Source organism: Pseudomonas sp. FG86 (genome assembly GCF_057808775.1).
Window position 1 is genome coordinate 21,125 of the sequence record NZ_JBMDIS010000004.1, and the last position, 22,224, is coordinate 43,348.

16 protein-coding genes are annotated in these 22,224 nt (G+C 58.2%); 15 read left to right on the plus strand and 1 reads right to left on the minus strand.

The genetic code is table 11. From position 1 onward, the window contains the following. Positions 1–12: 12 nt before the first annotated feature. The 12 genes from ACODSV_RS03565 to ACODSV_RS03620 all read left to right on the plus strand — a co-directional run bounded on the left by ACODSV_RS03565 (position 13) and on the right by ACODSV_RS03620 (position 17,022). Positions 13–798 carry an enoyl-CoA hydratase gene (locus ACODSV_RS03565; RefSeq protein ID WP_023628973.1) on the plus strand — a complete coding sequence of 262 codons (786 nt, stop codon included), beginning with the start codon at positions 13–15 and terminating at the stop codon, positions 796–798. Between the two features lie 3 nt (positions 799–801). Further along, positions 802–2,343, plus strand: a complete 1,542-nt coding sequence (locus ACODSV_RS03570) for a 3-hydroxyacyl-CoA dehydrogenase (protein ID WP_023048092.1) — start codon at positions 802–804, stop codon at positions 2,341–2,343. Positions 2,344–2,352: 9 nt separating this feature from the next. After that, entirely contained in the window at positions 2,353–3,555 is a 1,203-nt protein-coding gene (locus tag ACODSV_RS03575) for a 3-oxoadipyl-CoA thiolase (protein ID WP_023048093.1), read from the plus strand. Positions 3,556–3,581: 26 nt separating this feature from the next. Continuing rightward, entirely contained in the window at positions 3,582–4,820 is a 1,239-nt protein-coding gene (locus ACODSV_RS03580; protein ID WP_023048094.1) for a CaiB/BaiF CoA transferase family protein, read from the plus strand. 56 nt (positions 4,821–4,876) lie between these two features. Continuing rightward, positions 4,877–5,641: an electron transfer flavoprotein subunit beta/FixA family protein gene (locus tag ACODSV_RS03585; RefSeq protein ID WP_023048095.1), complete on the plus strand. Its 765-nt coding sequence runs from the start codon at positions 4,877–4,879 to the stop codon at positions 5,639–5,641. Beyond that, positions 5,642–6,586 (plus strand): electron transfer flavoprotein subunit alpha/FixB family protein, encoded by a 945-nt coding sequence (locus ACODSV_RS03590; protein ID WP_023662939.1) that lies wholly within the window; start codon positions 5,642–5,644, stop codon positions 6,584–6,586. A 646-nt stretch (positions 6,587–7,232) separates the two neighbouring features. After that, a complete protein-coding gene (locus ACODSV_RS03595) occupies positions 7,233–8,594 on the plus strand; it encodes a purine-cytosine permease family protein (RefSeq protein ID WP_033902867.1) in 1,362 nt (453 codons plus the stop codon). A gap of 153 nt (positions 8,595–8,747) precedes the next feature. Beyond that, positions 8,748–9,920 carry a porin gene (locus ACODSV_RS03600; RefSeq protein WP_031637015.1) on the plus strand — a complete coding sequence of 391 codons (1,173 nt, stop codon included), beginning with the start codon at positions 8,748–8,750 and terminating at the stop codon, positions 9,918–9,920. A 499-nt stretch (positions 9,921–10,419) separates the two neighbouring features. After that, positions 10,420–11,793 (plus strand): group II intron reverse transcriptase/maturase, encoded by a 1,374-nt coding sequence (gene ltrA, locus ACODSV_RS03605; RefSeq protein WP_049950174.1) that lies wholly within the window; start codon positions 10,420–10,422, stop codon positions 11,791–11,793. Positions 11,794–12,093: 300 nt separating this feature from the next. After that, a complete protein-coding gene (gene capB, locus ACODSV_RS03610; RefSeq protein WP_033902868.1) occupies positions 12,094–13,839 on the plus strand; it encodes a caprolactamase subunit beta in 1,746 nt (581 codons plus the stop codon). Positions 13,840–13,874: 35 nt separating this feature from the next. Further along, complete coding sequence (gene capA / locus ACODSV_RS03615; protein ID WP_033902869.1) at positions 13,875–15,965, plus strand: caprolactamase subunit alpha; 2,091 nt, start codon at positions 13,875–13,877, stop codon at positions 15,963–15,965. A gap of 97 nt (positions 15,966–16,062) precedes the next feature. Next, positions 16,063–17,022, plus strand: coding sequence for an AraC-like ligand-binding domain-containing protein (locus ACODSV_RS03620; protein WP_033902870.1), 960 nt, complete (start codon positions 16,063–16,065; stop codon positions 17,020–17,022). Positions 17,023–17,399: 377 nt separating this feature from the next. Here the strand turns inward: ACODSV_RS03620 and csiR are convergent, their stop codons facing one another. Then, a complete protein-coding gene (gene csiR / locus ACODSV_RS03625) occupies positions 17,400–18,119 on the minus strand; it encodes a DNA-binding transcriptional regulator CsiR (protein WP_023048102.1) in 720 nt (239 codons plus the stop codon). Positions 18,120–18,311: 192 nt separating this feature from the next. Here csiR and glaH point away from each other — a divergent pair, with 192 nt between their 5' ends. The 3 genes from glaH to ACODSV_RS03640 all read left to right on the plus strand — a co-directional run bounded on the left by glaH (position 18,312) and on the right by ACODSV_RS03640 (position 22,209). After that, on the plus strand, positions 18,312–19,289 hold the full coding sequence (glaH, locus tag ACODSV_RS03630; RefSeq protein WP_023628647.1) for a glutarate dioxygenase GlaH: 978 nt from the start codon (positions 18,312–18,314) through the stop codon (positions 19,287–19,289). A gap of 84 nt (positions 19,290–19,373) precedes the next feature. After that, positions 19,374–20,603 (plus strand): L-2-hydroxyglutarate oxidase, encoded by a 1,230-nt coding sequence (lhgO, locus tag ACODSV_RS03635; RefSeq protein ID WP_023048104.1) that lies wholly within the window; start codon positions 19,374–19,376, stop codon positions 20,601–20,603. Positions 20,604–20,841: 238 nt separating this feature from the next. Continuing rightward, a complete protein-coding gene (locus ACODSV_RS03640) occupies positions 20,842–22,209 on the plus strand; it encodes an aspartate aminotransferase family protein (protein WP_023048105.1) in 1,368 nt (455 codons plus the stop codon). Positions 22,210–22,224 lie beyond the last annotated feature (15 nt).

Below are 22,224 nucleotides of genomic sequence, written 5' to 3' on the forward strand. Positions count from 1 at the left end.
TTAGAGGTGGGTATGAGTCACGAACCTGAATCTGTAGTGAACCTGGAAATTCGAGAAGACGGCGTTGCCGTCGTACGCATCGACCGGCCAGAAGCCAAGAACGCGCTCAATAGCGCGGTGCGTGAACAACTCGCCGAGCACTTTCGGGCACTGGCTCGCAATGGGCAGGTGCGGGCGATTGTACTTACCGGCGGTGACACCTGTTTTGTGGCCGGAGCCGATATCCGCGAGTTTGCCCAAGCGCGCCCGATTGAAATGTACCTGCGCCATACCGAGCTGCTGTGGGAAGCCATCTCCCGCTGCCCCAAGCCGGTCATCGCTGCAGTGAATGGTTTCGCCCTTGGCGGCGGCTGTGAGCTGGCCATGCACTGCGACATCATCGTCGCCGGCGAGTCGGCGCGCTTTGGCCAGCCAGAAGTCAAACTCGGCCTGATGCCGGGCGCCGGCGGTACTCAGCGTCTGATCCGCGCGGTCGGCAAGTTCCAGGCAATGCGCATTGCCCTTACCGGGTGCTTGGTCTCGGCCCAGCAAGCCTTGGCCATGGGCATGCTGAGTGAAGTGGTGGGCGACGAGCAGACCATTGTCCGTGCACTAGAGCTGGCCACTGAAATCGCCGCCTTGCCGCCGCTAGCCGTCGCGCAGATCAAAGAAGTGATGCTGGCCGGTGCTGACCTGCCGCTGGAGAGCGCGCTGGTGTTGGAGCGCAAGGCCTTCCAATTGCTATTCGATTCGAGCGACCAGAAAGAGGGCGCTCAAGCCTTCCTGGAAAAACGCAAAGCGATCTTCTCAGGAGAATGAGCGATGACACGTGAAATTAACCGGATGGCGGTTGTTGGCGCCGGAGTCATGGGTACAGGTATTGCTCAGATCGCCGCTCAGGCGGGCATTCGCGTCACGCTGTTTGATAGTCGCGAAGGCGCTGCGCAGGGCGCCCGCGAAAGCTTGAAAGGCACGTTGGACAAGCTGGTCGACAAAGGCAAGATTGCCAACGCCGATGCGCTGGCCACGCTCTCCCGCGTGCAAGTGGCGAGCGCCCTTACGGAACTGAGCGACGTCGACCTGGTAGTGGAAGCCATTATCGAGCGCCTCGACGCCAAGCAGGGCTTGCTCGCCGAGTTGGAAGCCGTGGTTGCCGATGACTGCATTCTGGCTACCAACACCTCATCGCTCTCCGTCACCAGCATTGCTCGCAATTGCCGACTTCCCCAACGCATCGCTGGCTTTCATTTTTTTAACCCTGTGCCGCTGATGAAAGTGGTGGAAGTCATCGATGGTCTGGCGACTGACCCGCAGGTAGGCGACAGCCTCCGAGCCCTGGCTGCCCGCATGGGGCATAGGGGTATTCGGGCGAAGGACACACCAGGGTTCATCATCAATCACGCCGGCCGTGCATATAGCACTGAGGCTTTGCAAATTCTCAAGGAAGGCGTAGCCGAACCCGCCGAGGTAGACCGTATCCTGCGCGAGGGTCTGGGTTTTCGCATGGGGCCCTTGGAGCTGTTTGATCTGACGGCTCTTGATGTTTCCCATCCAGTCATTGAGTCGATCTACAACCAGTTCTACCAGGAACCGCGGTATCGGCCTGCAGCGCTAACACGCCAGATGCTGGATGCCGGCTACGTCGGGCGCAAGGTCGGGCGTGGGTTTTACCGATACGCCGACGGCCAGATGATCGATCCACCCGCCGCACAGGCAGTACCTGCGCTGGAAGCATTTCCGCCGGTTTGGCTTGGCACTGAAAACCCCGAGGATCGTGCACGTTTCACCGAGCTTCTTCAGCAGGTGGGCGCGCGGGTCGAAGAGGGCACGGTCCCAAGCAGCGAGGCCCTGTGTTTGCTGGCACCTTACGGTCTGGATGCCACCGGCGCCGTCGGCCTGTTTGGCACCGATCCTGAGCGCACGGTGTGCATCGACCCGCTGCTGGATATCGCCCGCTACCGCACGCTGATGCTAAATCCCGCTACCCATGCCGACATGCGCGATGCCGCCCATGCGCTGTTGGGCCGCGATGGCGTGGGCGTCAGTGTGATCAATGACAGTGTCGGCTTTGTGGCCCAAAGGGTACTGGCCATGATCGTCAACCTGGCGGGCGATATCGTTCAGCAGCGTATCGCCAGTGTCGATGACCTGGATGAAGGCGTGCGCCGTGGTCTTGGTTATCCGCAAGGTCCGCTGGCCTGGGGCGATAGTGTCGGGCCCAAGCGTTTGCTCACCACTCTTGAACGCATGACCGAACTGACGGGCGATCCCCGTTATCGGCCGGGTCCCTGGCTGCGGCGACGGGCCGCCTTGGGCCTTTCATTGCGTCACAACGAACCACTCCCGACTGAACCTCAACGCTAGGATTTTCCCATGCTCGACGCCTACATCTTCGCGGGACTGCGCACGCCATTTGGCCGCCACGGCGGCGCACTCGCTTCGGTACGCCCAGACGACCTCGCCGCCCATGTGATCCACGAATTGCTCGCTCGCCACGCCATCCCTGGCGAAGCCATCGAGGACGTGATTCTGGGCAATACCAACCAGGCAGGGGAGGACAGCCGCAACATCGCGCGTCACGCCGCACTGCTTGCAGGCTTGCCCGTGACCGTACCTGGGCAGACAGTTAACCGCCTGTGCGCCAGTGGTCTGGCGGCGGTGATCGATGCCGCCCGCGCAGTGACCTGTAACGAAGGCGAACTGTTTGTCGCCGGCGGGGTGGAGAGTATGTCCCGTGCACCCTTTGTCATGGCTAAAGCAGAAGCGGCCTATAGCCGCGAACTGACGGTGTTCGACAGTACCATTGGCGCCCGTTTTCCCAACCCGAAGATCGTCGCCGAGTTTGGCAACGACAGCATGCCGCAAACGGGCGATAACGTGGCTCAGGAGTACGGCATCTCCCGTGCTGAGGCCGACGTCTTTGCTGCCGGCTCTCAGGCCCGTTATGAAGCCGCACGTAGCGCAGGTTTCTTTCAGGAAGAACTGCTCGCGGTCAGCGTGCCCACCGGGCGCAAGACGCCACCCAATGTGGTGGAGCAGGACGAGCACCCGCGCCCGCAATCGGACCTGATCGCTTTGGCTCGCCTGAATCCTCTCTCCGAAGGTGGTGTGGTTACCGCCGGCAACGCATCAGGCGTCAACGATGGCGCGGCGGCATTGCTGATTGGCTCGGCCGCGGCGGGCGAACGGCACGGCTTGGTTCCGATGGCGCGCATTCTGTCGGCCGCCGCCGTGGGTGTGGCCCCGCGCATTATGGGCGTCGGCCCGGTGGAGGCTATTCATAAGGCATTGGCTCGCGCGCAGCTCAGCCTGGCGGATATGGACATTATCGAGATCAACGAAGCGTTCGCCAGCCAGGTGCTGGGCTGCCTGAAAGGTCTGGGTGTTGCGTTCAACGACCCGCGGGTAAACCCACACGGTGGCGCCATCGCCGTCGGCCACCCATTAGGTGCATCCGGTGCGCGCCTGGCCCTGAGCACCGCTCGCGCGCTGCAACAGAGCGGCAAACGCTACGCTGTGGTGAGCCTATGCATCGGCGTGGGCCAAGGCCTCGCCATGGTGATGGAGCGTGTGTAAGTGCGCGCAAGCAAAGGTGAAATGAAATGGGTGCTTTGACTGGGTATCGCGTGCTCGACTTGAGCCGCATTCTGGCTGGTCCCTGGTGCGGCCAAACTCTGGCCGATCTGGGTGCCGAAGTGATCAAAATCGAACGGCCGGGCGCGGGTGATGACACCCGTGGCTGGGGGCCGCCATGGATGAAGGGGCAGAACGCCGAGTCCACCGGCGAGGCTTCTTATTACCAGTCCACCAATCGCGGCAAGTTGTCGGTGGCGCTAAACATCGCCAGCCCCGAGGGGCAGGAAATGGTGCGGGCCCTGGCTACCAGTTGCGACGTACTGATCGAGAACTACAAGGCCGGTTCCTTGGCCAAGTACGGGCTGGATTACGCTAGCCTCGCTGCGCTCAATCCACGCCTGGTGTATTGCTCGGTGACGGGTTTCGGCCAGACCGGGCCGCGCGCCGCAGAACCGGGTTACGACTTCATCATTCAGGGTATGGGTGGAATGATGAGCATCACCGGCGAGCGCGACGATCTGCCCGGTGGCGGCCCGCAAAAGGTAGGCGTTGCCTTCGCGGACCTGATGACCGGCCTGTACTCGACGGTGGCTATCCAAGCTGCGCTGCTCAGCCGAGAAAAGACCGGGCTTGGTCAACATATCGATATGGCGTTGCTGGATGTTCAGGTCGCCACACTGTGCAACCAGAGCCAGAACTATCTGGCTTCCGGCAAGCCGCCCGGGCGTTATGGCAACGCCCACGCCAACATTGTGCCGTACCAGGTGTTTCGCGCCAGTGATCGCGACTTCATCATTGCCTGCGGCAACGACTCACAGTTCGTCGCACTGTGCGACGCCATCGGCCTGCCAGAGCTGCCGAAAGATCCGCGTTTCGCGCGCAACGCCGACCGAGTCAGCAACCGCGAGGAGATCGTTGCCATCCTGTCGCGTCACTTTCTCGGAGGGCTCGCCGATGAGTGGGTAGGGCGCATTCACCCGCAGGGCGTACCGGTAGGGGCCATCAACAGCATTGCCCAGGCGCTGGACGAACCACAGATACTGGCGCGCAACATGCTGGTCAACATTCCCCATCCCTTGAAAGCCGACTTCGTCACGGTCGGCAGTCCGATCAAGTTGTCTCGCACACCGGTCGAGTACCTGCGCCCCGCGCCGATGCTGGGTGAGCATACCGATGAGGTGCTCAAGCGCCAGTTGGGTCTCGATGATGAGCGCCTGGCCGAGTTGAAGGCACAAGGCATCATCGAACAGCTTGGTGAACGCTGAACCTGCCATGCCCCGGCCAGCCAGCTTGCCGGGGCAATTTTTCCCATGGAGCCTTTATGAAAGTCCTCGTAGCGATCAAGCGTGTGGTCGATTACAACGTCAAGGTTCGCGTCAAGGCGGACAACAGCGGCGTCGATCTCGCCAACGTTAAGATGTCGATGAACCCCTTCTGCGAAATCGCCGTGGAAGAAGCCGTACGCCTGAAAGAGAAGGGCGTTGCCAGTGAAATCGTCGTGGTGTCGATCGGCCCGACGGCGGCGCAAGAGCAGCTGCGTACTGCTTTGGCCCTCGGTGCCGACCGCGCCATCCTGGTCGAGGCTGTCAAGGAAGAGGGTGCTGACGAGCTGAACTCCCTGGCCGTGGCCAAGCTGCTCAAGGCCGTGGTCGACAAGGAGCAGCCGCAGCTGGTGATCCTCGGCAAGCAGGCCATCGACAGCGACAACAACCAGACCGGCCAGATGCTCGGCGCGCTGACCGGCTTCGGCCAAGGCACCTTCGCCTCCAAGGTCGAAGTGGCGGGCGACAAGGTCAACGTGACCCGCGAGATCGACGGCGGCCTGCAGACCGTGGCGTTGAACCTGCCGGCGATCGTCACCACCGACCTGCGTCTGAACGAGCCGCGCTACGCCTCCTTGCCGAACATCATGAAGGCCAAGAAGAAGCCGCTGGAGGTGCTCACCCCGGACGCCCTGGGCGTTGCCACCGCGTCCACCGTGAAGACCCTGAAAGTCGAAGCGCCGGCTGCCCGCCAGGCCGGCATCAAGGTCAAGTCGGTGGCGGAACTGGTCGAGAAACTGAAGAACGAGGCGAAGGTAATCTAAATGACTATCCTGGTTATCGCTGAACACACCAATGCCGCCCTGGCGCCGGCCACTCTCAACACCGTGGCCGCTGCGCAGAAGATCGGTGGCGACATCCACCTCCTGGTTGCCGGTGCCGCCTGTGGCGCCGCCGCCGAAGCGGCTGCCAAGCTCGCCGGCGTGGCCAAGGTGCTGGTGGCCGACAACGCCGCCTTCGCCCATCAGCTGCCGGAAAACGTTGCGCCGCTGGTAGCTGCTCTTGTTCAAGAAGCAGGGGGCAAGGGTTACAGCCACATCCTCGCCGCCGCCACCAGCAACGGCAAGAACATCCTGCCGCGCGTCGCCGCCCAGCTGGACGTCGACCAGATCTCCGAAATCATCGCCGTGGAAAGCGCCGACACTTTCAAGCGGCCGATCTACGCCGGTAACGCCATCGCCACCGTGCAGTCTTCGGCGGCGGTGAAGGTGATCACCGTGCGTGCCACCGGTTTCGATCCGGTGGCCGGCGAAGGCGGCAGTGCTGTCGTGGAAGCCGTGGCCGTTGGCGGCGACGCCGGCATCTCGGCCTTCGTCTTTGAGGCGCTGGCCAAGTCCGATCGTCCGGAACTGACCGCGGCCAAGATCGTCGTCTCCGGCGGTCGCGGCATGCAGAACGGCGACAACTTCAAGCACCTGTATGCCCTGGCCGACAAGCTCGGCGCCGCCGTCGGTGCTTCGCGCGCTGCGGTCGACGCCGGTTTCGTGCCCAACGACATGCAGGTTGGCCAGACCGGCAAGATCGTCGCGCCGCAGCTGTACATCGCCGTCGGCATCAGCGGTGCCATCCAGCACCTGGCCGGGATGAAAGACTCCAAGGTCATCGTGGCAATCAACAAGGACGAAGAGGCGCCGATTTTTCAGGTGGCGGATTACGGTCTAGTGGGTGACTTGTTCGAGGTCGTGCCGCAGTTGCAGCAAGTGATCTGAAGCCCTAAAGGAATGTGTTGCAATACCTATAGAATTGTGCTATGCGTGCATACTCAAGTGGCGTGCGGGTTTCAGGGCTAATGCATTTGAAACATAGAGTTGACGTGCGGGAAAGACAATTTTTTGACTTACACGTTATGCGGTAAGTCTGATGCTTGAGCGTTTGAGCTTAGGCATTCTGGTTGTTTTCGTTATTCTTTGTACCCGGTTTTGTACCCGGTTTTGACTTCTTGTAGCATGTAGTGCTGGTTGCTGGCTTAGGGTGGTTGTGCCGAGATTGAATCGGCCTCGAGCCCGTCATTGAGTGCTTTGCTTGTAGTCCTACTGGCTTGAAACGTTTAAGCGCTATGTTGTCTGTCTGGCTATCACGCTGAGTGTAGGTGTTGTTAGGTGACTCGCTCGCTAATAACGCTCTCTCGGAAAGAGATGTAAGCCATAGCGTCATTGAGGTCTTTTATTCTGACTTGGACAGCCTGAGAGATTTTCTCATCGCTTTCCGCTGGAGGAGTTTCGTCTGGGTGGGCCATCTTCCAGAGAGCAAGAAGCTTCAGGTATGACAAAAGAGAGTGCGCTCAGCAGCAAGTGGTCGCCCGCCTGAAGTACTTATGATCATGACTCCACTCATTACAAAAACAAGAGAAGAGCCATGGCCGGAAACATCAAAAAACAGGTCGATAGTATCGACTACAGCACCGTCGCGGTTCCGGAAGAACACCGCATGAGCAAAGGCTCACTGACGATGGCTTGGTGGGCCATCTGCAGTGCTATGTTTTGGCTGGTGGTGTCCGCCACCCTGGCAATGAGCTTTGGTACGATGAATGCCATAATCGGCTTACTCTTGTCGGTCGTAACTTATGCGGCCATCAACGGGGTCATTGCCCGCTACGCCATTAAGACCGGATTATCGGTCGCACTCTTCTCCCGGGTGCTATTCGGACGCGCCGGCGCAGCACTGGCCACCCTGATTTTCTTCGCCACGGCGATCTACTACAGCGTGTTTGAAGGCTCGGTGATCGCCATTGCTATCCAACACTACGTGTCCGACATCACGCTCAATCAAGCCTACCTAATAGTGGTGCTATACAGCGTGCCACTGGTGTTCGGTAGCGTGCAGACCTGGCTGGATAAGTTCAATGGCGTGCTGCTGCCGCTCTACCTGATTGGTCTGATTGCCGTAGTAGCGATGGCCGTCGGTGAATACGGCTACAGTTCTGCCTGGTTGGAAATGGGGCCTGAGAGCGGGCCAGTAAGTAATGGCTGGTGGGACTGTTTCACCTATTTCATGGGAGTGTGGATTCTCATGATGTACACCTGGGACTACGCACGCTTCGGTCGTAAGCAGGACGCCAGCTACCACGCTAAATTTAACTTCGGCCTACCATTCTATATCTTCACCTTTCTTATTAACGGTCTGGTCGGCATCTTTCTCGCCGCCACCATTCCCGCAGAGGGCGGCCTGTCTGAGGTCTCGGTGGTGCTGGCCATTGTCGAGCTGATGGGTATCTGGGGGTTGTTGTTCGTTTGGGTCAGCCAGACCCGTATCAATACCGCAAATTTCTTCATGGCCGCTAGCAACATGCATGCGTTCTTCGGCCGTTTTGGCTTGGCGGCTGTGCCTTATATGGCATGGGCCGTAGTAGTTGGCATCGTGGTCTACACAATGATGTTGCTCAATGTGTTCAGCTACATTCTGCAAGCCCTGGCATACCAGAGCATCTTTGTAGTGGCTTGGGTAGCGATCGCTTTGGCGCATATTTTCTCGCCGAAATATACCCAGCTGTTCGAGGGCAATATTGAATTCGCTCTCGAACGAGTCAACGCCTTCAACCCGTGCGGCTTGATCGCCTGGTTCTTTGCCGCTGGCCTGGGGATAGTGCTGCTGAATTTCGGCGGAGCAACGCTGGCGACCTTCTCAGCGCCGGTGACCTTTGTCTGCGCGTTCGCCAGCTACTGGCTGCTACTCAACAGCGCCAAACGCAGCTGGTTTGTCCGCACCAGCTGCAGCTGAAACCAATATCGGCGCCCACCGGGCCGATGTATTCGGCTCCGGCAACTTGCTGCAGCTACCAAACCCGATCCAAAACTAAGCCGCAACACCGCAGCGGCTTAGTGCTGCGTAGCTGAAAAAAAGACTAACAATGCTAAGAGCCAATTCATGAAAATGATCAACCTGCACCCACAAGCAACTCTCATATTACTTCCATTGTTGGCATCGCTCGCGCTACCCGCAGGTGCGGTGGCTATCAATGACAACTTGGACATTGGCGGCGCCGTGCGTGCGCGTATCGACTACGACCCCGACCGGGATATCGAGAAGCTGAGTTTCGATACTGCCTTTCTCACCGCTACCTACAACTCCGATAGTTGGATCGGCGCGGCTAAATACCGTTTCTATGGCGACGCTTACCCTTTCGACTATACCGACAAGATCGGTGACATCGCCTTCGCCGAATATGCATGGATCGGCTACAAGTTCGATGAGTCGCGTCAGATTCAGGTGGGACTAAACAAGATTCCGTTCGGCCTGCTGCCCTATGCCGGCAGCACTTTCTTCTTGACCTTGGGCAGCGTGATCGGCCTGGAAGACATTGCGAACCTTGGTGTTAAATACATCCAGCAGCAGGATGACTGGAACTTCCAACTCGCTTACTACCTAAGCCCGGCTGATCAGGGTCAAGGTACAAGCCGCGGCGGGCGGACCTATGCAACCAGTGTTGCTACGGCAGATGACTACGTCGTCGACGGCAGCGATAACCACGAGCGCGACATCTTAGTCGGGCGTCTGGCCCGCAACCTAAAGCTTGGGAGCTGGCAGTCGGAGATCGGCGCCTCGGCATTGACCTCGACGCTGCAGAACCAGGACAGTCGTGATAGCGGCCGCCGAAATGCCCTAGCAGTCCACTACTCGGGCAAGAATGGCCCCTGGGGCGTGCAACTGCAAGCCACTCGCCAGGACATGAGCCCGGAGAATCCCGGCAGAGACAAGCTGGTTAGCTTCGGCAGCTTCGACGGCACCTTTAACGTTGCCGCCAAGGGTAACCTCTATGTAGCCGACCTCAGCTATGACATTCCTGGCTCACTCGGGTGGCTCTCTGGTGTCAAGGTTTACGGTAACTACAGCCTGTTCGACAAGGATGAGTCCAGCTTCGAGGATTCCCAGCGCTTCATCCTTGGCACATCTTTCTCGCTGAAAGACCTATGGATCGCCGTCGAGTGGTTGCACGGCAAGCACGATCCCTACATCGGTGGCGGTAGCTACACCCAGAGCCTGGGCGCCGGCGGTAGCGAACGCTGGGAAAACCAGTTGTATACCAATATCGGTTACTACTTCTGAGGCAATAAGCGCCCCTAGCAACCACTCACGCTCCTATTTTCGCCAGCCATGTGCTGGCGTTTTTTTATGGTGCGCCAGGCATGGCGCGTAGCGCCGTGACTGGCGCTGTCGGGTTCACTGTGGTGGTGAGCCTGGCGACTTGGAGGTGAAAGTCCTCTACACACCCGGCAAGGGGAAGTGTTAGCTGAAGGCAAGGGTGTCGCGGGCGACTGCGAATCTGAAGGAAGCCCGAGACAAAATGCTGGCCTGACGAACAGGAAGCGGATGAGGCGGCGCAGCGGGGTGAGGTGGCCATAATCGCCAAAGCCCGATACTTGCACGGAACGCTGCGACGTAGATCCGACAGGCATAAGCAGGAAGGTCGCGCGAATTACCCTGGGAGATCTGTACGCTTGCCATTGTGCTACCGATTGTCGAGAGGCGACGGGATGGGCGTGCAGAAGTCAGCCGAGGCCGTAGTAAGTGGCGGTCAACCACGCCATCAAGGGCCGAACAGGTCATGCCGCCAGTAGGCGTCAGCGTCTCGTCGATAACCGAAATGCAGAAATTTCTCCAAGAGAAGACTGTCACCCCGAGTCCCGGCCAGAGGCCGAGGATGACGCCTGACAGCGCAGAGGTATCGGCGGCGTCGGTGACGTGGATGAACGCGGAGCCGGACACGCTGATGGAGCGGGTGCTTGCGCCGCTCAATCTCAAGCGTGCGTATCAGCGCGTGGTCAGCAACAAGGGGGCGCCGGGTGCCGATGGCATGACGGTCGCCGACTTGGCAGGCTACGTGAAACAGTATTGGCCCATCCTGAAGGTCAGGCTGCTGGCAGGTGAATACCATCCCCAGGCAGTGCGGGCGGTCGAAATTCCCAAACCGCAGGGCGGTATGCGGCAACTGGGCATTCCCAGTGTCGTGGATCGCCTGATCCAGCAAGCCCTGCTGCAACAGCTCACGCCGATCTTCGATCCGCTGTTCTCGGACTATAGCTACGGCTTCCGTCCGGGCAGAAGCGCTCACCAGGCTGTCGAGATGGCCCGCACCCATGTGGCGGCGGGTCATAGGTGTTGCGTGGAACTCGATCTGGAGAAGTTCTTTGATCGGGTCAACCACGACATCCTGATGTTCTGTGTTGAGCGCCATGTCGAAGACAAACAGGTGCTCAGACTCATCCGCCGTTACCTCGAAGCGGGCGTCATGTCGGGCGGGGTTGTCAGCCATCGGCAGGAGGGGGCGCCGCAAGGCGGCCCGCTTTCGCCGCTGCTGTCGAACATCCTGCTCGATGAACTCGACCGTGAGTTGGAGCGGCGAGGCCATCGCTTCGTGCGCTATGCCGATGACGCGAACATTTATGTCCGTAGTCCGCGTGCTGGCGAACGAGTGCTGGCCAGTGTCGAGCGGTTCCTGAATCACCGTCTGAAACTGAGACTGAATCGGGACAAGAGTCGCGTGGCTGGGTCGTGGAAATGCGACTACCTGGGGTATGGGATGAGTTGGCACTCGCAGCCTAGACTGCGAGTGGCAACCATGAGCCTGCGCCGTGTGCGCGACCGTCTCAGGGAACTGCTGCGAGGGGTGCGGGGCCACAAGATGGCGAATGTCATCGAGCGGGTAAACCCGGTGCTGCGAGGCTGGGCAGGCTACTTCAAGCTCAGCCAGAGCAAGCGTCCACTGGAAGAGCTGGATGGCTGGGTCAGGCACAAACTTCGCTGTGTCATCTGGCGGCAATGGAAGCAGCCCTCTACGAGGGCGCGCAACCTGATGCGCCTGGGATTGAGCGAGGAGCGTGCCTGCAAGTCGGCCTTCAATGGCCGAGGCCCGTGGTGGAACTCAGGAGCGCCGCATATGAATCAGGCGCTGCCGAAGAAGCTATGGGACAGACTTTGACTGGTCTCGATACTGGATACGATCAATCGGCTTAACCGCATGGCCTGAACCGCCGTGTACGGAACCGTACGCACGGTGGTGTGGGAGGACGGCGGCCGTGAGGCCGCCTCCTACCCGATCGCAGCGTTCCGGCCTCCCGGCATTAGATCTTGAGTAGATGCACCAGTAGAAACAGTTCACTTCAGGCCAAAAAACGGTGCGCTTGAAGACAAGCCAGCCGCTAGGCCCGCGCGTAGCTTAGCGATGTGGGCAAGACATCCGTCACGCCTCCCCAGACAAAAACAAGATTTGTGGTGACCCATGAACATAGTAGACCCGATCACCCTGGCAGTCGTGCGCGGTGCGCTCGAAACAGCCCAGCGAGAAATGACCCTGACGCTGGAAAAGACCAGTCGCTCGAGCGTGTTCAACCTCGCCCACGACTATTCCAACGCACTCTTCGATCACCTCCCGGAAATGATCCTGCAAGGCCAGGACCTTCCTATTCATCTCGGTTCGCTTATCCCAGCGATGAAATGCGTTGCTGGCTTCTTCGGTGATGAGATTGCCGAGGGCGATGTTATTTATCATAACGATCCAGCCTACATGGGCAGTCATATCCTCGACTGCTGCATGTACAAACCGGTGTTCTATAAGGGCGAGCTGGTGTTCTGGACGGTCTGCAAGGGCCACCTGACCGATATTGGCGGCCCGGTACCGGCCGGCTACAACCCGGACGCAAAAGAAATCTACGCAGAGGGCCTGCGCATCCCGCCTGTCAAGTTGTGGGCCCAGGGCCAGCGCCGGGAAGACGTAATCAACCTGCTGCTGACCAACATGCGCGCCCGCGCCTATCAAGAAGGCGATCTGAATGCCCAGTACGGTGCTTGCAGCGTGGGCGAGCGTCACCTGATCGAGTTGCTCGATCGCTATGGCGTCGACCAGGTCCGAGCGTGCATTACCGAGCTGAAAGATATGGCAGACCGTCATATGCGCGCATTGTTGCGTGATGTGCCAGACGGTTTCTACAGCGGCACTGCCATTCTCGAAGACTCCGGTCATGGTCTGGGAGAATTGTCGATCACTGCCCAGGTGGAAATTCGCGGCGACGAGGCGCACGTTCTGATAGAGAGCCCGCCGCAGGTGCCTTACTTCATCAACTCCTACGCGGGCAATTCGATCTCCGGGGTTTACCTCGGACTGATGATGTTCGCCCAGGTGCCACCGCCCTACAATGAAGGCCTCTATCGCTGCGTGAGTGTAGACCTTGGCCCGTCCGGTACTCTGTGCAACGCCCAGGAGCCGGCACCGCACGTCAACTGCACCACTACTCCGATGGAAACCCTCGCCGATGCCGTGCGTCTGGCCCTTGAACAGGCGGCTCCGGAGCGTGTGACCGCCTCCTGGGGGCATGCCAGCGGGATCAATATCGCTGGGCACGACCCACGCAACAACAACGATGAATATGTGACCATGGTGCTGGCCTCGGTCATCTCCGGCGCTGGCGCTAACAAGGCTATGGATGGTTGGCCTGCTTGCGGCCCGCTGTGCTGCTTCGGCGCGCTGACGTCCGGCGATATCGAACTGCTTGAGTACTCCTATCCGGTACTGATACACCGCTACAGCCTGATGACCGACAGTGGTGGCGCCGGTGAATTCCGCGGTGGCTCTGGTACTCGCCTGGAGCTCGAGCCGCTGAAGCACGCCATGACCGTGGTCGGTTTCGGTGAGGGCCGGCAGCTGCCTACCGCCGGTGCGGCAGGGGCGAAGAATGTTCTGCTCGAGCCCAAGCTCGGCCGCTTGATCCATAGACATGTCGACGGTGAGGAAGACCATTACATCCAGAACACTCTGCTGACCGCACAACCAGGTGAGCGCGTAATCAACGTCAACCCGGGCGGTGGTGGCTATGGCGACCCACTACGTCGTCCGCTGGCCACGGTTCTAGCCGATGTGCGCAACGGCTTGGTCTCGATTGACGGCGCGCGCCTTGAATACGGCGTAGTGATTGACGGCAACGGCCAACTCGATGAAGCCGCAACCCACGCACACCGAGCCGCGCACTGAGCACAGCCCCTTTGAGCAATGCAGAGAATTCGAAAATGAGCAAACAACAATATCGCCTGGGCATCGATGCCGGCGGCACCTTCACTGATTTCATCCTCGCCGACCATCAGGGCAACGTGCAGTTGTTCAAGGCGCCGTCCACCCCACATGACGGCACCCTGGCCATACGCAACGGTCTGGCGCAAATCGCCGATGCCCTCGGCCGTACACCAGCCGAGATCATTGCCGACTGCGATCTGTGCATCAACGGGACGACTGTGGCGCTCAACGCACTGATCGAAAAGACCGGGGTCAAGGTGGGCCTGCTGTGTACCGATGGCCATGAAGACAGCCTGGAAATTCGCCTTGGCCACAAAGAAGATGGCCATCGCTATGACGCCACTTATCCACCGGCGCATATGTTAGTGCCGCGCCACCTGCGCCGTCCAATCGGCGGGCGTATTATCAGTGACGGCAGCGAGTTCAGCCCGCTAGACGAGGCGGCGATTCATGCCGCCATCGACTACTTCCGCGAACAACAGGTGCAGGCGGTGGCGATCTCCTTCGTCTGGTCGGTGCGCAACCCTAGTCACGAGCAGCGCGCTATGGCTATGGTGCGTGCGGCTTTACCTGACGTATTTGTCTGCAGCGGCCACGAGGTGTTCCCGCAGATTCGCGAATACACACGCACCTCGACAACCGTGGTCAACGCCTACCTTAGCCCAGTGATGGGTCGTTATATCGAACGCATCGACGCGCTGTTCGAGGAGCTGGGCGCGCAGCAGCCTACCCGCTATTTCCAGTCCAACGGAGGTCTGGCTCCTGGCGTGGTAATGCGTGAGCGGGCGGTCAACGCGATCAACTCCGGTCCGGCATCTGCCCCGCAAGCCGGCTTGTGCGTGGCCCAGCCATTCGGTATCGACAACGTAATCACCGTCGATATGGGTGGTACCTCGTTCGACATCACTCTTAGCAAAGGCGGTCGCACCAACTTCAGCAAAGACAGCGACTTCCTCCGTTACCGTATCGGCGTGCCAATGATTCAGGTGGAATCCCTTGGCGCCGGCGGTGGCTCGATCGCCCACCTTGACGACTTCGGCATGCTCCAGGTCGGTCCACGCAGTGCCGGGGCTAACCCCGGGCCTGTGTGTTATGGAAAGGGTGGGGTCGAGCCGACTGTAACCGATGCTAACCTGGCGCTCGGTTATCTGGCTGATGGTGCACTGCTCGGTGGCAGCATCCGTCTAAATCGACAAGCCGCGATCGATGCGATCCGCAGTAAAATTGCCGAACCGCTGGGTATCAGTGTCGAGCGCGCGGCCGTCGGTATCATTACCCTGGTTAACCTGAGCATGGTTAGTGGTATCCGCCGCGTGTCCATTGAGCGTGGTTATGATCCCCGTGACTTCGCCCTGATCGGTGCCGGTGGTGCAGCGGGCATGCACGTGATGCGACTAGCTGAGGAAATCGGCAGCAAGGTTGTGCTGATTCCCAAGGTGGCTTCGGGGCTGTGCGCCTTCGGCCAGATTCTCTCTGACATCCGCTATGATCAGCTGACTACTTTGCCGATGCGTTTGGATGACGAGTTCGTCGATTTGGAGCAACTAAACCAGGCCCTGCAGCAGTTACGCGAGCGTGGTATGACGAACCTGCGAGACGATGGTTTCGGTGGTGACAATCGTATTGAATGCCAGTACAGCCTGGAGATTCGTTACCTCGGACAGATCCACGAGTGCAGCGTCGAACTGAGCTGCGACCGGCTCGACCGTAGCAGCCTGGCGGCCCTGCGCGAATCCTTCCACCAGCGGCACAAGGCGCTGTTTTCCTTCAGTGAGCCTAACAGCCCGGTCGAACTAGTTAATCTAGAGTGCTCGGTGATCGCGCGGTTACAGCGTCCACCAATGCCTGAACTTGCAACCCCGCTCAAGGCAACGGCCGCGATTCCGGCTGGTCATCGTCCGATGCTGTTCAATGCGCAAGACGATTGGCAGGACACGCCTGTGTACAACGGCGACCGCATAGAAGTAGGGCAGATTATTCAAGGTCCCTGTGTGATTGAGGAAGCGACCACAAACATCGTTGTTCCACCGGGCTGGCGGGTCAGTCTGGATCCCTCGGCCACATATGAACTGACTCCCGGTCATTGACCGTCAGGGATTTTTAACAAAGGATTGTGTAACAACGGCACCGACGGCATTCACCGTTGGTGCCGCCCTCATAATAACTACAAATTGAGGACCTTTCATGACAGATCAATTGTCTACGCGGTATTGGCCTGAGGGAGAAAGGCAATCGCGTTGGGCCGAAGCCATCGGCAATACATATTTTCCATTGTCGTTGGAGTTCAATTCCAGCGCCATTTTCCAAGGCAGCCTGAAAATTTGGAAAACGGGCAGTACGCCGTTGGCGTTATCGCGCCTGCGCTCCAGTCAGCTAGGCTATTCGCGCAGCGAGAGCCAGGTTAGCGAAGATACTGAACCCTGTTACCTTGTAACAGTGCCGCGCCTTACCGAAGTACACTTCGAGCAAGACGGTCGTGAGCTCCATTGTAAGCCAGGTGGGTTCATCTTCGAGCGAGGCGATGCGCCTTATCGTTTTCACTACTCCTGCGACAACGACCTTTGGGTATTCAAGCTGCCTGAGCGCGCGCTACATGGACAGATACGTGGAGCCGAGCGCTACACCCGTTTCTGTTTCGAGGCTCGGCGTGGATTGGGACGAATTTTTGTTGATCAACTGGCGATGTGTGCCGCGCGCTTCGACGAATGCGATGCGGATGCCCGTCATATGCTGCTGGAACAGGTGCTTTCGACGTTGTTAATGGCTCTGCGCCAAGATGAGCGCGTCCTTAATAGTGAGAGTTCGAGTCTAGCTGCCCTGCATTTGCAGCGTATCGAGCACTACATCGACCGAAACTTGTGTTCAGCTGAACTAAACCCGCAGCATATTGCTCAGGCCTGCGGCTTATCGGTTCGCTATTTGCATAAATTATTTTTCAGTACGCCCTACAGTCTCGGTGAATGGATTCGCCTGAAACGATTGGAGGCTGTATATCAACGCCTACGTGATCCCCACTGCCACCTATCAATCGGTGAGCTGGCATATCGTTGGGGGTTCAGTGATCAGGCACAATTTTCCCGGCATTTTCGCCAGCACTTTAGTTGTACTGCCAGTGAAGCCCGAGCCGTTTCGTTAAAGCCGTAGCCGGTTACTTTATTGTCAATGTGCTCTGGGGGATTAGAAGTCACTCGGCGTAGCTCCCCATAAAGGCTCCACGCCTTTTCACCGTTGCGGGAGTACCAGTTATATATCGGCGTCTGATATTCCATACGGGCGCTAACTTGGGTAAGCCTTTGTCGTCTGCATTGGCAAACTCATGCGTAGCTGGTGTTGCTGATCAAGCCAAGCTTATTGTTTTAGGTTCACGCGAGCGGGCTGAGAGCGGCGCAGGCTTCACAAGCGTAAGACGGAACCATGCTAGGTGCAAAGCTATGGTGTTGGGTAGTAATTGCTTCAGGTCTGTCCTGCAAAAAACATGCTGAAATTCCGCAGGCACCCCCTCTAAGGGCGAGACACGGTAACTATCCCATGATTTCAGGGGCGGACTGGGATGCTCTCAGGTTGCTGTTGCGCATGATCCCTTCGATGATCGGTACTGGTGTCATCAGATGAGCCTGCATCATGGCGCTTGCTCGCGTTGCGTCACGGGCAAGGATAGCTTCTACCAGTTCGCTGTGCTCTTGACGTTTCAGGGACAAGGCCTCCTCGGATAGCACCGTGCGCCGCAGCCACAGCTGGCGATAGCGCTCGGCCTGATCGAACAGATAGGCGCGCGCCTGCAGCAGGTGTCTAGACCCACAGCCGGAGGCTATAGCTGTATGGAAGGCCTTGTGTCGGGCATCCCATATTTCCAGCATCTGCTCCTGGGTCTTGACCTCCATTACCTTGGCCAATGTATGCGAATAGGCCAACACCTGGGCCTCCCAGGCGTCATCGCCGCGTTCGATGGCGAGCTTAAGTACCAGCGCTTCGAGATTGGCCCGTGCGTCATAGATGTCCTGCATTTCGCTCAGCGACATAGGAGCGACGCGGTAGCCACGCTGACTGATAGCTACTACCAGATTTTCCGCAATCAGATGCGATAGCGCTTCACGCAGAGGGCCTACGCCTAGGTCGTAGCGCTCCTTAAGCGCAGTCATTCGCAGTTTTTCTCCGGGCTTGAACATGCCCTGAATTATGTCCCGCTTGAGCCACTCATAGCCGCTGACTGCTGAGTTTTGGCGGGGGGCGAGCGTATCCATAAACCATGCTCCTCAACGGGTTTTATCCATCATACGCAACTGCAGAAATATTTACTAAGTGGAGATGCAGTTGCCGAGTGTCGCTATTTTATAAAAGCGTAGACATTTTTATAAAATAGCTATATTTTTAGTCCGGCTGTTCTGGTAAATCTCGGGGCGGCGTACAGACAATTTTTTCGTCAGGACTCTGCCATGAATGCCTTTACCCAGCTCAAAGATCTTGTGATGCCGCTACCGACCGCCGTTAAGGGGTTTTCTCTTTCACCCTCCGCTCAGTCGCCCCGTTTGTTCGAGCTGACCTTCACTAAGGCGACGATAGAGGCTTTCTGTGTAGCAGTGGCCGAGTGGCCGGTGCAGGCGCTGGAATACAAGTCCTTCTTGCGATTTCGCTTCGCCAAAATTCTTGACGATCTCTGCGGTAACAGCCTGCGCCCGGTGCTACTCAACGCCCTAATGGATCGTGCCACCGGAGGGCTGTTAATCAAGCAGGAGGCCCTGAATGATGTGGCACAAGCTGATGATATGGTCAAATTCTCGACTGCTGTGGCCCACCTGCTGGGGCGGTCGAACTTTGATGCGATGAGCGGCCAGTTCTACGCACGCTTCGTGGTCGAGAACGTCGATAATTCGGACAGCTACCTGCGCCAACCTCACCGGGTAATGGAGTTGCACAACGATGGTACTTTCGTCGATCAGATCACCGACTACGTGCTGATGATGAAGATCGATGAGCAGAATATCGAAGGTGGCAACTCGCTGATCCTGCATCTGGACGACTGGGAGGATCGCCATGCTTTCTTCCATCATCCGCTAGCACGGCGCGTCATGCGCTGGACCGCGCCGCCGAGTAAAAGGGTCGATACGGACGTGTTCCATTCGATCTTTGATGTCGACGCCGAAGGGCGGCCGACTATTCGCTATATCGATCAATTTGTTCAGCCCAAAGACTTCGACGAGGGCAACTGGCTGACCGACCTGTCTATCTCCCTGGAGGGCAGTAAACAGAAGCTTTCCGTGCCGGTGCCAGTTGGCTGCTTCCTGCTGATTAATAACCTGTATTGGCTGCATGGCCGCGATCGTTTCACCCCTCACCCTGGGCTGCGCCGTGAACTGATGCGCCAGCGCGGTTACTTCAGTTACCCCAAACTCGGCCATCAGCAAGGCCAATAATTGCCATTAATTGAACAGGGGCTGCGCGGTTTAGCCCTTGTCGTTTGTCCACGGGGCAAAACAGATCGAGTAGAGGTGATAGCGGTGTACGATTTTGTGATCATCGGGGGCGGCATTATCGGCATGTCGACTGCCATGCAATTAATCAAGGCCTACCCAGAGTCGAAAATCTTGTTGCTCGAGAAAGAGTCCGGGCCAGCTAAGCATCAGACGGGGCACAATAGCGGGGTCATCCACGCCGGCGTCTACTACACGCCGGGTAGCTTGAAGGCGAAGTTCTGCCTGGAAGGCAACCGTGCTACCAAATCGTTCTGTAACGAGCACGGCATTATCTACGATGAGTGCGGTAAGTTGCTGGTCGCCACCAATGAGGTGGAAATGCAGCGCATGCGCGCGCTTTGGGAGCGCACTGCAGCCAATGGTCTGGAGCGCGAGTGGCTGTCTGCGGAGCAACTGAAGGAACGCGAACCGAACATCACCGGAATCGGCGGGATCTTCGTGCCCTCCAGTGGTATCGTTAACTATGCCGAGGTCACCGCTGCCATGGCTCGCGAGTTCCAGAGGCACGGTGGCGAGATTCGCTACGACAGCGAAGTCATCGGCCTGGAAGAGCGCGCCACGGAGATGCGGGTTAAAACCCAGCATGAAGAAGTCATTGCACGCTTTTTGGTGACCTGCTCGGGTCTGATGGCCGACCGCATTGTATGTCTACTGGGCTTAGATCCTGGCTTTAGCATTTGCCCGTTCCGTGGCGAATACTATTTGCTGCCTGAGCAGCACAACCGGATCGTCAATCACCTGATCTACCCGATTCCCGATCCCTCCATGCCGTTCCTCGGCGTGCACCTGACGCGAATGATCGACGGCAGTGTGACAGTCGGTCCCAATGCTGTGCTGGCACTCAAGCGTGAGGGCTATCGCAAGCGTGACATATCTTTGTCCGACACGTTCGCAATGCTCACCAATCCGGGCATTCTTAAAGTGCTCAAGGACAATCTGCGGCCCGGCCTGATCGAGATGAAAAACTCGCTGTTCAAGCGTGGTTATCTACAGCAAGTACGCAAGTACTGCCCCAGCTTAACGCTGCAGGATCTCAAGCCTTACCCGGCCGGCGTCCGCGCCCAAGCGGTTTCAGCGGACGGCAAGTTGATCGAGGACTTCCTGTTCCGCAATACCCGCCGTAGCGTCAACGTCTGCAATGCACCATCGCCGGCGGCTACCTCTGCAATTCCCATAGGCGCCTACATCATCAAGCAGATTGATGCACAGCTGCAGGGGCTACCCAGGTTTGTAAAAAACCAACATCCCGCATGAGGCAGTGCGGGGCGAATTCGGCAGTGCACTGGAACGAACAAGACTGTGCGCAAGACGACAAGCCCCGCACCGGCTCAGTCTAATAGGCTATCGGCTAGTGCACTTAACGTCCCCGAGCCAAGTCATCGTTACTGAACTCGTTACCGAATTGAAGTGTGTGATTGTGATCAAAAGCCGGATGCCTACTTATAAGGCTACTCCCAGAAACCATGCTTGTTAGTCATATTGAGAGCGCCCCATGAACCAGTCAGTATCCTCGCTGCCAGAAAAAGACATTCAGTATCAACTGCACCCCTACACCAATGCTCGCCTTCATCAGGAGCTTGGCCCGCTGATCATCGAGCGCGGGGAGGGTATCTATGTTTATGACGATCAGGGCAAGGGTTATATCGAGGCGATGGCTGGGTTGTGGAGCGCCGCGCTTGGCTTTAGCAATCAACGTCTGATCAAGGCAGCTGAGCAGCAATTCAACACCCTGCCGTTTTATCACCTGTTCAGTCACAAATCGCATCGCCCGAGTATCGAGTTAGCCGAAAAGCTGATCGAGATGGCGCCGGTGCCTATGAGTAAGGTGTTCTTCACCAACTCCGGTTCCGAGGCTAACGATACTGTAGTGAAGATGGTCTGGTACCTCAATAACGCTCTAGGCAAACCAGCCAAGAAGAAGTTCATCAGTCGGGTCAACGGCTACCACGGCATCACCGTCGCCAGCGCAAGCTTGACTGGCCTTCCAGGCAACCAGCGCGGTTTCGACCTGCCGCTTCCAGGCTTCCTGCATGTCGGCTGCCCGCACCATTATCGTTTCGCCCTTGCCGGTGAAAGTGAAGAGCATTTCGCTGACCGCCTTGCCGTCGAGCTCGAGCAGAAGATTCTCGCCGAAGGCCCGGAGACTATCGCAGCGTTCATTGGCGAGCCATTGATGGGCGCTGGCGGTGTCATAGTGCCGCCTCGTACCTACTGGGAGAAGATCCAGAAAGTTTGCCGTAAGTACGACATCCTGGTTATCGCCGATGAGGTAATCTGTGGATTTGGGCGTACCGGGCAGATGTTTGGCAGCCAGACCTTTGGTATCCAGCCGGACATCATGGTGTTATCCAAGCAACTGTCATCTTCTTATCAGCCGATAGCGGCGATTCTGATCAATGCCCCAGTATTTGAGGGCATCGCTGATCAGAGCCAAGCGCTTGGCGCGCTTGGGCATGGGTTCACCGGCAGCGGTCATCCGGTAGCTACTGCCGTGGCCTTGGAGAACCTGAAGATTATTGAAGAGGAGAGCCTGGTCGAGCATGCGGCGCAAATGGGCCAGTTGTTGCGCAGCGGCCTACAGCATTTCATCGATCATCCCTTGGTGGGCGAAATTCGCGGTTGTGGACTGATCGCTGCGGTAGAACTAGTTGGCGATCGCGTGAGCAAGGCGCCGTATCAGGCGCTAGGCACCCTCGGACGCTACATGGCCGGCAGAGCCCAGGAACACGGCATGATTACTCGCGCCATGGGTGATGCCGTGGCCTTCTGCCCGCCGTTAATCGTCAACGAACAGGAAGTCGGAATGATTGTAGAGCGCTTTGCCAGGGCGCTGGACGACACCACTCAGTGGGTTGGTTAGATCAATCCGGGGGAG

Coding starts and splice junctions, on each gene's coding strand:
- ACODSV_RS03565 (WP_023628973.1), top strand. CDS start 13: ATGAGTCACGAACCTGAATCTGTAGTGAACCTGGAAATTCGAGAAGAC.
- ACODSV_RS03570 (WP_023048092.1), top strand. CDS start 802: ATGACACGTGAAATTAACCGGATGGCGGTTGTTGGCGCCGGAGTCATG.
- ACODSV_RS03575 (WP_023048093.1), top strand. CDS start 2,353: ATGCTCGACGCCTACATCTTCGCGGGACTGCGCACGCCATTTGGCCGC.
- ACODSV_RS03580 (WP_023048094.1), top strand. CDS start 3,582: ATGGGTGCTTTGACTGGGTATCGCGTGCTCGACTTGAGCCGCATTCTG.
- ACODSV_RS03585 (WP_023048095.1), top strand. CDS start 4,877: ATGAAAGTCCTCGTAGCGATCAAGCGTGTGGTCGATTACAACGTCAAG.
- ACODSV_RS03590 (WP_023662939.1), top strand. CDS start 5,642: ATGACTATCCTGGTTATCGCTGAACACACCAATGCCGCCCTGGCGCCG.
- ACODSV_RS03595 (WP_033902867.1), top strand. CDS start 7,233: ATGGCCGGAAACATCAAAAAACAGGTCGATAGTATCGACTACAGCACC.
- ACODSV_RS03600 (WP_031637015.1), top strand. CDS start 8,748: ATGATCAACCTGCACCCACAAGCAACTCTCATATTACTTCCATTGTTG.
- ltrA (WP_049950174.1), top strand. CDS start 10,420: ATGCCGCCAGTAGGCGTCAGCGTCTCGTCGATAACCGAAATGCAGAAA.
- capB (WP_033902868.1), top strand. CDS start 12,094: ATGAACATAGTAGACCCGATCACCCTGGCAGTCGTGCGCGGTGCGCTC.
- capA (WP_033902869.1), top strand. CDS start 13,875: ATGAGCAAACAACAATATCGCCTGGGCATCGATGCCGGCGGCACCTTC.
- ACODSV_RS03620 (WP_033902870.1), top strand. CDS start 16,063: ATGACAGATCAATTGTCTACGCGGTATTGGCCTGAGGGAGAAAGGCAA.
- csiR (WP_023048102.1), bottom strand. CDS start 18,119: ATGGATACGCTCGCCCCCCGCCAAAACTCAGCAGTCAGCGGCTATGAG.
- glaH (WP_023628647.1), top strand. CDS start 18,312: ATGAATGCCTTTACCCAGCTCAAAGATCTTGTGATGCCGCTACCGACC.
- ACODSV_RS03640 (WP_023048105.1), top strand. CDS start 20,842: ATGAACCAGTCAGTATCCTCGCTGCCAGAAAAAGACATTCAGTATCAA.